Annotated in this window: 11 protein-coding genes and 3 pseudogenes; 5 read left to right on the top strand and 9 right to left on the bottom strand. The window is 50.7% G+C overall.

Annotated elements, in window-relative coordinates:
• Window positions 1–172: 172 nt before the first annotated feature.
• The 4 genes and pseudogenes from Q9J79_RS05535 to Q9J79_RS05520 all read right to left on the bottom strand — a co-directional run.
• Window positions 173–840 (bottom strand): annotated as a pseudogene (locus Q9J79_RS05535) (IS630 family transposase); the annotation flags it as partial.
• 106 nt (window positions 841–946) lie between these two features.
• Window positions 947–2,230, bottom strand: a pseudogene (locus Q9J79_RS05530) (surface lipoprotein assembly modifier); the annotation flags it as partial.
• A gap of 217 nt (window positions 2,231–2,447) precedes the next feature.
• Window positions 2,448–4,523, bottom strand: a pseudogene (locus Q9J79_RS05525) (autotransporter outer membrane beta-barrel domain-containing protein); the annotation flags it as partial.
• A gap of 616 nt (window positions 4,524–5,139) precedes the next feature.
• On the bottom strand, window positions 5,140–5,385 hold the full coding sequence (locus Q9J79_RS05520; protein WP_301911749.1) for a hypothetical protein: 246 nt from the start codon (window positions 5,383–5,385) through the stop codon (window positions 5,140–5,142).
• A 111-nt stretch (window positions 5,386–5,496) separates the two neighbouring features.
• Between Q9J79_RS05520 and Q9J79_RS05515 the strand changes: the two genes are divergently transcribed.
• Complete coding sequence (locus Q9J79_RS05515; RefSeq protein WP_096109134.1) at window positions 5,497–5,925, top strand: CopD family protein; 429 nt, start codon at window positions 5,497–5,499, stop codon at window positions 5,923–5,925.
• Window positions 5,926–5,936: 11 nt separating this feature from the next.
• Window positions 5,937–6,413 carry a CYTH domain-containing protein gene (locus Q9J79_RS05510; protein ID WP_301911748.1) on the top strand — a complete coding sequence of 159 codons (477 nt, stop codon included), beginning with the start codon at window positions 5,937–5,939 and terminating at the stop codon, window positions 6,411–6,413.
• A 29-nt stretch (window positions 6,414–6,442) separates the two neighbouring features.
• On the opposite strand, the gene Q9J79_RS05505 is transcribed toward Q9J79_RS05510, so the two are convergent.
• Both Q9J79_RS05505 and aroG read right to left on the bottom strand, forming a co-directional pair.
• Entirely contained in the window at window positions 6,443–6,931 is a 489-nt protein-coding gene (locus Q9J79_RS05505; protein ID WP_301911756.1) for a dihydrofolate reductase, read from the bottom strand.
• Window positions 6,932–6,998: 67 nt separating this feature from the next.
• Window positions 6,999–8,054 carry a 3-deoxy-7-phosphoheptulonate synthase AroG gene (gene aroG / locus Q9J79_RS05500; RefSeq protein WP_002212267.1) on the bottom strand — a complete coding sequence of 352 codons (1,056 nt, stop codon included), beginning with the start codon at window positions 8,052–8,054 and terminating at the stop codon, window positions 6,999–7,001.
• A gap of 612 nt (window positions 8,055–8,666) precedes the next feature.
• On the opposite strand from aroG, the gene Q9J79_RS05495 reads away from it, so the two are divergent.
• Together Q9J79_RS05495 and Q9J79_RS05490 are read left to right on the top strand one after the other, a co-directional pair.
• The gene (locus tag Q9J79_RS05495; protein ID WP_301911746.1) at window positions 8,667–8,960 is read left to right on the top strand and encodes a hypothetical protein; all 294 of its coding nucleotides are present in this window, start codon (window positions 8,667–8,669) and stop codon (window positions 8,958–8,960) included.
• A 13-nt stretch (window positions 8,961–8,973) separates the two neighbouring features.
• Window positions 8,974–9,231 carry a hypothetical protein gene (locus tag Q9J79_RS05490; RefSeq protein WP_301911745.1) on the top strand — a complete coding sequence of 86 codons (258 nt, stop codon included), beginning with the start codon at window positions 8,974–8,976 and terminating at the stop codon, window positions 9,229–9,231.
• Between the two features lie 576 nt (window positions 9,232–9,807).
• Here the strand turns inward: Q9J79_RS05490 and Q9J79_RS05485 are convergent.
• The 3 genes from Q9J79_RS05485 to Q9J79_RS05475 are packed head-to-tail and all read right to left on the bottom strand — an operon-like array spanning window position 9,808 to window position 11,468.
• Complete coding sequence (locus tag Q9J79_RS05485) at window positions 9,808–10,194, bottom strand: hypothetical protein (RefSeq protein ID WP_301911744.1); 387 nt, start codon at window positions 10,192–10,194, stop codon at window positions 9,808–9,810.
• 2 nt (window positions 10,195–10,196) lie between these two features.
• A complete protein-coding gene (locus Q9J79_RS05480) occupies window positions 10,197–10,361 on the bottom strand; it encodes a hypothetical protein (protein WP_301911742.1) in 165 nt (54 codons plus the stop codon).
• 6 nt (window positions 10,362–10,367) lie between these two features.
• Window positions 10,368–11,468, bottom strand: a complete 1,101-nt coding sequence (locus Q9J79_RS05475; protein ID WP_301911754.1) for an anhydro-N-acetylmuramic acid kinase — start codon at window positions 11,466–11,468, stop codon at window positions 10,368–10,370.
• A gap of 152 nt (window positions 11,469–11,620) precedes the next feature.
• Between Q9J79_RS05475 and Q9J79_RS05470 the strand changes: the two genes are divergently transcribed.
• Window positions 11,621–13,195, top strand: a complete 1,575-nt coding sequence (locus Q9J79_RS05470) for an inorganic phosphate transporter (RefSeq protein ID WP_301911741.1) — start codon at window positions 11,621–11,623, stop codon at window positions 13,193–13,195.
• Window positions 13,196–13,321 lie beyond the last annotated feature (126 nt).

Raw genomic sequence — 13,321 nt, 5'->3', positions numbered from 1 at the left:
GGACCAGGCTTCGGTCGGCGCGCCCGCGCCAAAAGCCCCCGCAAAACCGGCAACGCCTGCGGCTAAAAAATAAAATAGGAGGAAGTCTGCACTCGCATCAAACGCCGTCCGAACATGCGTTCGGGCGGCGTTTTGTTGGGGGTATCGGAGCGGAACGTCTGAAAAAGGGTCTCATACGGTGAAATCGCGCATTATCTAAAATAATCACCGATTTTTGAGTCAATGCGGGCAGTAGGCATTGCTGAAACCACGCTTCAAAAAAGACTCCGGTCATCGTATTTTGATAAACCATCGGAGCAATCAGCCGGTTGCCGACTTGTGCGGACACCAGAGATGAGCGTTGGTATCTTTTTCCACTTATCTGCGCTTTCACTATTTGCCCTTTCAGGCTGCGGGCATAGGGACGGAACAGGTAGCGGTCAAATCCTGTTTCATCCAAATAAACACGTTGGTAGTCGGAAAATTCGGCCAGCTGTGTCAAATAATGCGTTACTTTGGCCGAGTCTTGTTCTTTGTAAGTGGTGGTCTTTTTTTGCGCGTTATCCCCATCTGTTTGAATGCATAGCAAACGGTGGCTGCCGTACAATCAAAATGTTTGGCGATTTCATGCAGATAGGCATCCGGATGTTGCCCAACATATTGAGCCAGTTTTTGCCTATCCAATTTGACGGCATTTAGACCGGTAACTTGATGTTTTAGGCTGCCTGTTTGTTTTTTAAGGCGAATCCACAGGTAAAGCGTGTTTCTTGACAAGTTAAACGTTGCTGCGGTTTGGCTGATGTTTTTGCATTGTTCGTAATAGTTTAAAGCTTTGTTTTTTAAGTCCGCAGAGTATGCCATAGTTAGACCTTCAAAGTTGAGTATTGTACTATTTTGTTTTTAATTGACTATATTTGTACTGTCTGCGGCTTCGCCGCCTTGTCCTGATTTAAATTTAATCCACTATAAAACCGCTGAAAAAGCCGGGTTTTTCATAATGCCGTTTTGCCGCGCCGAGGCGCAACAGCGAAGACAGGCCGCTGCCGCCCCATTCCTGCCCCCAGGCAAAGCGCAGGCCGTAACGGTTGAAATTGTCGCCACGGTCGGCAGGGTTGCGCTCGCGGTAAAAATCCAAACCGCCCGTCCAATATTGGCGCGCATTCCGGTAAAACACCAGCGAATTGGAAATTTGCAAATGGGTATTGTCGGAACGCGCCCGGCGCGTATTCTTCAAACGCCCCCACTCCGCCGAAGACAGCGTTTGCCATTTCGGGGTTTGCCAACGGTTGAAATAAAGGCGTGCGCCGTTGGCGTAAGAATAAGCGTCGTTGCCGTAGGTGCGGCGTTCGTGGAACACCGCCAGCCCGACATCTTTACGCCGGTCGGCAAAACCGATGCCGCCGGAAACACCTGCCGTCATATCGTTGAATTTCTTATTCCCCGGATAAGCCCTGCCGGACACGTCGCCGCCCGCCGTCGTGTACCAGCCGTTTTTCAGCGACCATTTTTTCTCCGCGCCGAGCCGGTAATTGACCGCCGTGCCGTCCACCTGTTTCGGGAAAGTCCATTTGCCGTACTGCTGCTGTTTCGGGGCTTGGTTGATATTGTGTTCGCGGGTAACGCTGAAACCGCCGTTTACCTTCCACGCATCGCGTTCGCGCAATGCCTTGCGGTACAGCTCGACCTGCTCCATCAGCTGCGGCGGCAGGTTTTCCGCCTTCAGGCGGTCGAACTGGTCTGCCGCCGCCTCGTTCTGCCTGTTGTCAAACAATGCCGCCGCCAAACGCATACGGACGGCGGGCGCGTCGGGTTGGGCGGCAATCAATTCCCGGTAATGGGAAACCGCTTCTTTCACCCTGCCGTCTGCCTGCGCCAAAATCCCTTGTGCATAAAGTGCCAGCATCTTGTCCTGCTGCGCCTGTTGTAGGTAAATCGGCAAAATAACGCGGATACCGGCAATATTGTTTGAAACTACTGCGGAATACATCGCGCGGGACAGCAATTCGGGATTTTTCAGCAGCGTTTCGCCGTCAATCTGCAAAACTTTTCCTTTTTCCCGCACCTGCCCCGGTACCTTCTCCCTGTCGATCGGTTTGACCTCCGCTTCATGAAGCCTGAACTCGGGACGGCTTCTCAAATCCGGTTCGCGCGGTGTTTCTTCGGCATATGCCGCGCTTGCCAATAAAAGCAGCAGCATCCATCTGTTTCGTGCAGGCATAAATGTCTTCCCACAAAAATAAAAATAAAAAATAACCATTATCAACCAGCGGATTGTATCAGTTTTTTATGCCGCTGTTCCAAACCCTGCCGCCCGATGCCGCGACAATGCCGTCTGAAGCCCGAACCGGGTCTCAGACGGCGGCAAAAAACCGGCAGTTTCCCGCCGGTTTCATCATTATGCGCTACCCTTCGGGTCGGCAGGGTTCAGATTGGTGTGCCGCCTGTGCGTCAAAACATTTCCCGACGCATCAAAACAGCCATTTGACCGACAATGCGGCTTCTTTATTGCCGTCTGATCTTTTGCCGTATCCGAGGCGCGCAGACAAATAATCCTTCCAACCGGCTTCAATGCCGAACTGCCCCTCGAGTGCCGTTTTGCCTGCCAGCGTCTGTTTTTCGCCGTCCATTACCACGCCGAAAGATTTTGACCTGTGCAAAACATTAAAAGCGGCGAAAGGCTGGAGATTGACACCGTTACGCAAAGCAAAACGGGTTTTTGCCCGAATGCCGGCGCGGCTTTGCCACTGACCGCTGCCGAGCAGTCCGACCGCCGTCCCCTCGCTGTCGGTAAAGCCGCCGCTTACGCCCAAATAAGTAAACTGCGCCTGCGGTTGCAGGTAAAACCGCACATTATTGCCTTTTCCGACAACGCCTTCCGCCACAAGCGCGTTGTAGCCGCCTTCGACAGAAGCCGTCCAACCTTTGGTTTTGTAGCGTTCCGCACGGTTTTCATCATTGATGCGGTGTTTGAAACGTTGGTATTGTAACCAGCCGTCCAAATACGCACCCGTTTGTTTATCGCGCAACTGATGCCACACAGCATAAACACCCCCGCCATAACCATGCAAATAACTGCCTGCCGCACCGCCCTTGCCGTTGGCTGATGCGTGCTGGCCGGCCCTGCCGCCCATCACGCCGATTGCCAGCCGGCTGTCTTCATTTTGCCGCACGAACACCTCGCCGCCGATTTGCACGCCTTTGCGCCGGCCGTCCGCAGCCGCGCCGCCCCGTATATTTTGATGCGACCGGCCGCCGATGAAGCGCAGCCACAATTTTTGACGGGACGAATCGGCGGCATACACGTCGCCGCCCCTGTCGGCGGCACGCAGCCCAAACAAAGTATTTGCCGCATAAGCCTGTTGGGCATATAAAACCGCTTCCGCCTCAGGGATAGCCAAACGCTGCACGCCCAAGCAAAATCCGCCGTCGCATTGCTTGAGCAATAATTCGTACAGTCCCTGCCGGTAATTTTGTTTAAACGCAAACGAATTAGGGTCTGCCTTTTCCGCCGCAATCAGTTTGCGCCCGTCGAGCGTTTTCACATTTTTTGGATTTTGTTCCAAAACCACATTGGATTTTCCGCTGACTTTGTCTTCAAAGGTCAGGGCGGGTTCGTCCGACTCCCGCACGTCGTAGCCGAACAGGAAATCCGCGCCGCCCTGATACGCTTTATGGACGGTTAGTTTTTCATCTTTCGTGTTCAGGCGGATGCGGGCATTATCGGAAGTTTCCAGCGTATGGATGTCGGAATGGCGGCGCGGTTCCCAAAGGGAATCTTTCAGCGTCATCTTGGTCAGTTCCAACACCTGTCCGGCGACGTGGGATTTGTTTTCGATTTTGACGTGCAGTGTTTTATTGAAGATGTTGTCGAGATTGGTAGATGATGGATAAGGAGTGAGTACGGCGTCTTCTATCAATTGATTAATTATATTGGGTCTTTTCTGTTTAAGTATATCAAATGTTCCTCCAAGCTGTTTTCTATACACTTCCTCAACTATTTTTTTATTTTTTTCCCAATCTTCGGGTTTCGTGTCATACAAAGCCTTTAATTGCTTCTTAACCGCCTGCTTTAAATCAGTTCCGTAATTCTCTGTAACATATTTCTTAACAACGGGCATATTATCGACGGCGAGGATGCCGCTATTGTAGTTTTTACCCGTGATATTGATTTCGTCATACCCGTATTCGGATGAATTTTGATCGGTTTTACCGCTGGAAAAATAATGGGAAACACCGTTTACCGGCTTGTCTGAAAATGAAAAATCGGCAGCATCGCCAATATTTGTAGAACGAGTATTTGAACCGGGCTGATAACTGAAAGCACCGAAGCAATCAAAAGATATGCTGCACGGGCCGCGCCAAACGTGGGAATTTCTGTCTTCCGCCGCTTCTAAAATAAATTTGTTTTTAATCTCGGCTTCTTTGACGGGATCGTACACATCCGAACCCCAAGCATATGGCGTGCAAAACAGCGATAAAACAGATAATGTTAATAGATTAACCCGACCGCTTGCTTGCTTGCTTGCTTGCTTGCTTGCTTGCTTTCAGTGTCATGAGAAATTTTCCTTTGTCAAGTGTTAAAATTATAATGATTATATACTACATCAAACTACACCACAATGAAAAATCAGGAAAAACAAAAAACCTCCATCGTCATTCCCGCGAAAGCGGGAATCTAGAATTTCAATGCCGCAAGAATTTATCGGGGATGGTCGGGGTTTAAAGGTCTGGATTCCCGCCTGCGCGGGAATGACGGCTCAAAAGTTGCGAAACGAAAAATCACCGAAACCGGACAAGTCGGATTTCCACCTGTGCGGGAAGGACGGGATTTCAGGTTGCTGTTTTTGATTTTCTGTTTTTGTGGGAATAACGGGATTTTGGATGATGTGCATTTATCGGGAAAACTAAAAACCCCTCCGCCGTCATTCCCGCGAAAGCGGGAATCTAGAATTTCAATGCCGCAAGAATTTATCGGAGATGGCCGGAGTTTAAAGGTCTGGATTCCCGCCTGCGCGGGAATGACAGTTTAGAAATCACCCGAAACGAGAAAAAGAACCGAAACTGGACAAGTCGGATTCCCGCGCGGGCGGGAATGACGATAAGCGTAATTTCAATCCGCTATATTGTCTTTTCACTTGCCTGAAAACAGATTTCAGCCGCCTATCCTTGCATCCGGCTACTGATGTAGTCGGCAATCAAATCCCGCTTTTCCCAAAAAAACTTCTGCATTTTTTGTTCGGAATACAGTTTGCGTACCAGAGTGGGCAGACCGCTGTGGACGATGGAGGCGATTTCTTTGTTGCCTTCTTCTTCCTGCATCGCCGTCTGAAAATCCATACCCCTGCCTTTCAGATATGCTGCAAGGCGGTTGCGGATGTGTGAATTGAGTTCGATGGATTTGAGCATTTTGCCTCCGTTTTGCGGTAAGGATTTATTCGATTTGTTTATCCGCCTGATTTTATCACGTTTCCCAAGCGGTTTGCCTGTACAATACCGCTTTTCGGCAGGGTGTGGGCGATGATGTTTTCTTGGTTCAAGCTGTTTCACTTATTTTTTGTCATTTCGTGGTTTGCAGGGCTGTTTTACCTGCCGAGGATTTTCGTCAATATGGCGATGATTGATGCGCCGCGCGGCAATCCCGAGTATGTGCGCCTGTCGGGTATGGCGGTGCGGCTGTACCGTTTTATGTCGCCGTTAGGCTTCGGCGCGGTCGTGTTCGGCGCGGCGATACCGTTTGCCGCCGGCTGGTGGGGCAGCGGCTGGGTTCACGTCAAACTGTGTTTGGGCTTGATGCTCTTGGCTTACCAGTTGTATTGCGGCGTGCTGCTGCGCCGTTTTCAGGATTACAGCAATGCTTTTTCACACCGCTGGTACCGCGTGTTCAACGAAATCCCCGTGCTGCTGATGGTTGCCGCGCTGTATCTGGTCGTGTTCAAACCGTTTTGACGGAGCATCTTATGCCGATAGAAATCGAACGCCGTTTTTTGATTGGAAACGACAACTGGCGGCAATACGCCGATGAGCCGCTGCTGTTGAGGCAGGGTTATCTGTCTGTCGAAAAAGAACGCACCGTCCGCGTCCGCATTGCCGGAAAACGGGCGTGGCTGACGCTGAAAGGCTATATTTCGGAAATCAGCCGCAGCGAGTTTGAATACGAAATCCCGCTTGCCGATGCGGAAAAGATGATGGAAACGATGTGCCCGTTTAAGATGGAAAAACGGCGTTATCCGGTCAGATGGGGCGGCAGCCTGTTTGAAATCGATGTTTTTCTTGGCGATAATGCGCCTTTGGTCGTCGCGGAAATCGAGTTGCCCGACGAGAATGCCGATTTTGACCGTCCGGACTGGCTGGGACGGGAAATCACTTCAGACGGCATGTTTACCAATGCATACTTGAGCAAACACCCGTTCTCAAGCTGGAAAAATGCCGTCTGAAACGGCTTCAGACGGCATCTGCCTTGCAGTTATCCCTTGAGGTAATGCACGAATGTATATGCAACGCCTTTGCTGCTGACACGGCGTTCCGTCCGCTCTGCTTCTTTCCAATGCATCCGGTCTATTTCAGGGAAAAACGCATCTCCTTCCACAGACAAATCCACTTCGGTTATCCGCAAATCGGTCGCCAACGGCATCGCTTGTGCGTATATCTGCGCGCCGCCCATAATGACGGCTTCTTCCGCGCCTGCGCACAATGCCAATGCAGCCTCCAAACTTGCCGCCGTTTCCGCGCCTGCCGCGCAATAATCCGCCTGCCGGCTGATGACGATGTTCCTCCGTCCGGGCAGGGGTTTGACGGGCAGGGATTCCCACGTTTTCCGCCCCATAATGACGGGTTTGCCCAAGGTATAGGCTTTGAAAAATGCGAAATCTTCGGGGATGTGCCAAGGCATAGCATTGCCCGCCCCGATGCACAGGTTTTCCGCACACGCCGCAATTAGGGTTATTTTGAGCATATTTCCTCCACAAAAATGCCGTCTGAACGCTTCAGACGGCATTTTATGACATTCTGCGTCAAAAATCTCAACCGGCGCGCGCCATACGTTTTTTATTCGCACCTGCCAACAATGCCAACAGTTCTTCAGTCGCGTCCCAACCGATACACGCATCGGTAATGCTTTTGCCGTACACTTCCGGCTTGTCCTGCCTGCCTTCGACCAAATGGCTTTCCACCATCACGCCCATGATATTGCCGCCGTCCTGTTCCAATTGGGCGGCAATGTCTTGTGCCACTTCCATCTGCCGGGTGTAATCCTTGCGGCTGTTGGCGTGGCTGCAATCGATCATCAGCTTGTCGGTTACCCCTGCCGCACGCAGTTGTTCCGCCGCCTCGCTGACGTGTCCCGCATCATAATTCGGCTCTTTTCCGCCGCGCAAAATGACATGACAGTCGGGATTGCCGCCGGTATGGACAATGGCGGAATGTCCGGCCTTGGTTACAGACAAGAAATGATGCGAATGGCTCGCCGCACCGATTGCGTCAATGGCAATCTTCAAATTGCCGTCCGTACCGTTTTTAAAGCCGACGGGGCAGGACAGCCCGCTTGCCAATTCGCGGTGAACTTGGCTTTCGGTCGTCCGCGCGCCGATTGCCCCCCAAGAAATCAAGTCCGCATAATATTGCGGCGTAATCATATCCAAAAACTCGGTAGAGGCAGGCATACCCATATTGTTCAACGACAACAACAGGCTGCGCGCCTGACGCAAACCGAAATTGATATCGAACGTACCGTCCAAATGCGGGTCGTTAATCAAACCTTTCCAACCCACCGTCGTCCTCGGCTTCTCGAAATAAACTCGCATCACAATCAAAAGCTCGTTTTCATACTGCTTACGGAGTTTCAACAAACGCTCCGCATATTCCAACGCCGCTTTCGGATCGTGAATCGAACACGGTCCGATAATGACCAACAGCCGCTTGTCCCTGCCGTGAACCAAATCGGAAATTTCCTGACGGGTGCGGTGAACCAAGCCCGAAGCCTCTTTGGAAATCGGCAGCTCGTAAAGATGGGCAATCGGCGGCAACAACTCTTTAACTTCTTTAATCTTAATATCGTCTGTGGGGTAATGGTGTGTCATCTTGCATCTTTCCTGATGGGTTTTTATACGCGGCTTAGGTTACATCGTTTACCTTGCACAAACAAGTGCAACATATTACTACAAAGCTATTTTATTTCAAAATAACTGATATATCTTTTTTCATAGATTTTAAATTTCATATTTTCAATATTTTAGAAATTTTATTTCAAAGAAAAAGAAACAGATTGATAAAAACAATATCCGCCATTCATTCGGGCAAAACCGCACGGAACATCCGTTTTCCCGTTTCCACGACAATCCGGTACAGGACACCCCGCTGCCGATTCCGCCTGCACATCCGGCAAAATTTCATACGCAAGGAAAATGTTGAAAACAAAAGAACTAATTGCTTGAAAAAAGATTTAATTGGAATGCGGGTATTTCCCGCACTTTCTCCATTTATTTATCCTCATTATAAAAAAATGAAAAAACCCTGCTTGCACTCTCACTTGCAACCGTGTCCGCCGTTACGGTAGCCGATATTCCCGAGTCTAACGGCAAAAGCGAATACAAAGTCTTTGCCGCTTATGTTAAAGGCAAAGCCACTACCGGCAATTTGAAAGAAAAATAACGCACACCGTCCATCGGCTTTCGTTCAACAAACGCCACGATATGCGTTTTAAGGCAGAGTACGCCCGAAGCAAAAACGATGCAGACGACAAAAGAGGGAATGCACACATCGCTAACGGCGCAATAGGCAAAATGGCTGCCGTGTATGCCGGTTATACCTACACCCAACCGGTCGCCGAATCCACACGTTTCCGTGGCGGTGGCGGTTTGGAGCGCGTCCAAGTTAAACGTTATTTGGGAGAAAAGTGCTGCGGCTACGCCTGTCCAAAAGCGAACGCCTCCCCCTGCAAGCAGATGGTAAAATCCGTCAAAACCTTGGCGAAGGCTGGTTTCTGAAGCCATAAGCGGGGTGGCTGTCTATCTCCGCAACAAAAACAAAATAGCAATTGCTTCCCAAGATGCCAGCCTAAACTCCAAAGGCCGGTTCGTCAGCAACGGTCTGAATGTGGGCAAACAACTGACCGGCAGTCTCGGCGTAGAGTTTGACCCATATTACCGCCACCGCGCAATCCGCAAGTCTGCCGAATTTGTCTCGAATACTACCAAAACCAAAACAGACAGCGAAAAGTTTAACGAGTGCGGCTTCCGCGTAGCCGCAACGTTCTAATTCCCTTGCGTATAAAAAGCAGCATAAAAATGCTGCCTTTTCCCATTTCCAAGGGAAGTATTCCGTAGTGCAGTTTACCTCATTGTTTCACACAAACCGAAAATGCCGTCTTAAAACCAATTTTCAGACGGCATTTGTCCCTTAAAACACGTTTTTTCAAGCGCGACCATACCAAACACCCAAAGGTTACCTGAAACCCGGGTAAGTACAATTAGCCACCTCAAGTGGCGTAATCGCACGAACAAATCCTTCCACCCTCCGTACAACCTTTGCTCCATCGAACACCCACTTCCCAAATACTGATGTCTGCTTGGGTTGAATCGGCATTCGTACGATTACGGCGCACCGCCTAATCTGTACCTGCGTCTGTTGCGCCCAATACCAAAGGCTACCTGAAAATCTCCCAAACTTTTCAAGTAGCCTGAGAGCTTTGCAAAATTCCCCAAAATCCCCTAAATTCCCACCAAGACATTTAGGGGATTTTGGGGAATTTTGCAAAGGTCTCCGTTTGTAAGGAAAAGGGGCGAAAATGCCGTCTGAACGGCGGAAAGGGCTTTCAGACGGCATTTTGACTGTTTAAGGCGGGAGCAGTTCTACAAACGGAAAGAAATGCTGAAACCTCTGATAAATTTCAGGATGTTTCTTTAAGGCTTTTAATGCTTTTTCTTTTGAAACGGGAGGGTCATAGACATCTATCCCCCTTAAGAAGGCAATGCCTGTTAATGCATTATCCTGATTTTTTGATAAGTTATTTTCGGGAACAAATCCTATAATATCAATTAGATGGAATAGTGATTGAAGATCTGTTAGATCAAAAAAATAATTTGGAATTTCATCTAAGTCCATTTCCCTTATGATTTTTTCGACCCACATTTTAAATTCGGTAAGATTGATTGCTTGGCAATATATACTACCTAGGGCAAAATTTAAGTCAGTGCTATTTTCTTTATAAATTTTCCACATAATTATCTTCTTGTGTTCATCGCTTTCCAGCCGATACATCCGGTATCTTGATGATGCCAAGTGTAATCCTTTATTTTAGTTTCTCCTTTTCCGTCAAACGCTCCTTTGGTTACCTGCTTTGTATCAAAAATGCCGTCTGAACGGCGGAACGGGCTTTCAGACGGCATTTGCGCTCAATAATAATATCCCGCGCCCAGAATACACGGTTTGGATGCGCCGGTTGCTTTGTGCGGACTACCGGGGATGCGGTTGACCCAACACGCCGCCAACCATGCAAATGCGGCGGCTTCTACCCATTGCGGATCGAGATTCAGGTCGGCGGTGCTGTGCAGGGAAACGCGTGTGCCGAAACATTCTGCCAAATCTGCCATTAAAACAGGATTGCGGATGCCGCCGCCGCAAATATACATTTGACGGGCATCTGCCGCTGCGTGTGAGACGGCGTCGCAAACGGTTTGCGCGGTAAAACGGGAAAGCGTCCGTAATACGTCGTATTGGTTTTCGCCGCTGCCAAGGTAGGTTTCAAGCCAATTTAGGGCAAACAGTTCGCGCCCCGTGCTTTTGGGGTGGGGTTGTGCGAAATACGGGTGGGCGAGCAGCCTGCCGAGCAGGTCCGGCAATATGTTGCCTTGTGCCGCCTTTGCACCGTTTTTGTCGTAAGGAAGCTGCCAGTGTGCCTGCGTCCACGCGTCCATCAGCATATTGCCGGGCCCCGTGTCGAAGCCGAAGGTGGGTGCGCCGGGGGGGAGTACGCTGATGTTGGCAATCCCGCCGATGTTCAGTACCACGCGTGTTTCCCTGTCGTCGCGGAACAGGGCTTCGTGAAAGGCGGGGACGAGCGGCGCACCTTGTCCGCCGGCAGCAAGGTCGCGGCTGCGGAAGTCGCCGACGGTAAAAATCTGAGTCAGTTCTGCCAGCAGCGGCAAATCGGCAAGCTGTACGCTGTAACCGTGTTCCGGCGCGTGTCGGACGGTTTGCCCGTGGCAGCCGAGGGCGGTAATGTCGGACGGCGCGAGGTTTTGACTGCACAGCAGTTCGGCGGCGGTTTGCGCATACAGGCGGCTGAGTTCTTGCGACAAAATCCTGCTGCGGTGCAGTTCGTCCGCGCCCGTGTCCTGCAAATCCAGCAATTTTCGGCGCAACCGGTCAGGGTAGGGGATAAAGGCGTGCCCTTCCGCGCCCAGCCATTTGCCGCCGTCCATCCGTACCAGCACGGCATCCGCCCCGTCCATACTGGTTCCCGACATGATGCCGATGTAAAGCTGTGTTTCCATCATCACTCCCAAACTGGTGCAAAACGCCATTTTAACGTGTATTGACGCTCGTATACCGATTTGCTGGTGCAGTGTAAATAAATGTTTCAAGACGGATTGCAAAAGGTTACAATATCCGCGAAAACCCTTCTGTGTTCACTAAGGAATCTTCCATGGCTCAAACTCAAATGAGTGCGAACTTGAAACTGATTAACGCCGTCTTTGCCGCCATGCTGGTAGGCATAGTCGGCTATTTTATCTATTGGGGTTTGGGTTATACCCACTACAATAACAGCGTGCTTTTCATCATCGCCACGATGTTCGGCGTGTTTATGGCGTTCAACGTCGGCGGCAACGATATTGCCAATTCTTTCGGCACCAGCGTCGGTTCCGGCACGCTGACCATCCCGCAGGCTTTGCTGATTGCGGCGGTGTTTGAAGTCAGCGGCGCGGTCATCGCGGGCGGCGAGGTAACCGATACCATACGCAAAGGCATCGTCAATCTGAACGGTATGGATCTCGAACCCATACAGTTTGTGTTTATTATGATGTCCGCACTTTTGGCGGCGGCGTTGTGGCTGCTGTTCGCGTCCCGCAAAGGCCTGCCGGTTTCGACGACGCACGCGATTATCGGCGGCATCGTCGGCAGTGCGTTGTGTATGGCGTTTACGCATAATGCGGACGGGGTGGCGTTGATACGGTGGGGCAAGCTGGGCGAAATCGGGATATCTTGGGTATTGTCGCCCGTGTTGGGCGGTGCGGTTTCCTATTTCCTGTTTTCGCGCGTCAAGAAAAACGTCTTAGATTACAACGCTTGGGCGGAAGGCACGCTCAAGGGCATCAAGCAGGAAAAAAAGGCGTATAAAGAACAGCACCGCTTGTTTTTCGAGGGTTTGTCCGAAGCCGAAAAAGTCGAATACGCCACCAAAATGGCGCACGACGCGCAAATTTACGATGAGCCCGAATTTGATCCGCAAGAGCTGCAATCGGAGTATTACCGCGGTCTTTATGCGTTCGATAACCGTAAAAACAATGTCGATTCTTACAAGGCGTTGCACTCTTGGGTTCCCTTTATCGCTTCGTTCGGCGCGATGATGATTTCCGCTATGCTGATTTTCAAGGGTCTGAAGAACCTGCATCTGGGCATGAGCAACGTCAACAGCTTCCTGACCATCTTTATGATAGGCGCGGCGGTGTGGATGGGGACGTTTGTGTTTGCCAAAAGCCTCAAGCGTAAAGACTTGGGCAAATCGACCTTTCAGATGTTTTCATGGATGCAGGTCTTTACCGCCTGCGGCTTCGCATTCAGCCACGGTGCGAACGATATTGCCAACGCCATCGGTCCGTTTGCCGCGATTATGGATGTTTTGCGGACGAATAGCGTTACCGCGCAAAGCGCCGTCCCTCCGATTGCGATGCTGACTTTCGGTATCGCGCTGATTGTCGGTTTGTGGTTTGTCGGTAAAGAGGTGATTAAAACCGTCGGTACGAGTTTGGCGGAAATGCATCCCGCCTCGGGATTTACCGCCGAACTGTCCGCCGCCTCCGTCGTGATGGGCGCGTCGCTAATGGGGCTGCCCGTGTCCAGTACGCACATCTTGGTCGGTGCGGTGCTTGGTATCGGTTTGGTCAACCGCAATGCCAACTGGAAACTGATGAAGCCCATCGGTTTGGCGTGGGTCATTACCCTGCCTGCCGCCGCCGTCCTGTCGGTGGCCAGCTATTTGATTTTGCAGGCAGTGTTCTGATTGTAAAATACTGATGCCGTCTGAACCCGTGTTCAGACGGCATTTTGTTGATGGAATGTGCGGGCTTGTGCCTTATGCACAATCTGTTCTGTCGGGATATGCCGTTTGGTATAGCGGATTAAATTT

The organism is Neisseria viridiae (genome assembly GCF_962747995.1).
GTDB classification, from domain to species: domain Bacteria; phylum Pseudomonadota; class Gammaproteobacteria; order Burkholderiales; family Neisseriaceae; genus Neisseria; species Neisseria viridiae.
Note: the sequence above shows the minus strand (reverse complement) of the source record. Positions and strands in the feature narration are given on the sequence as shown.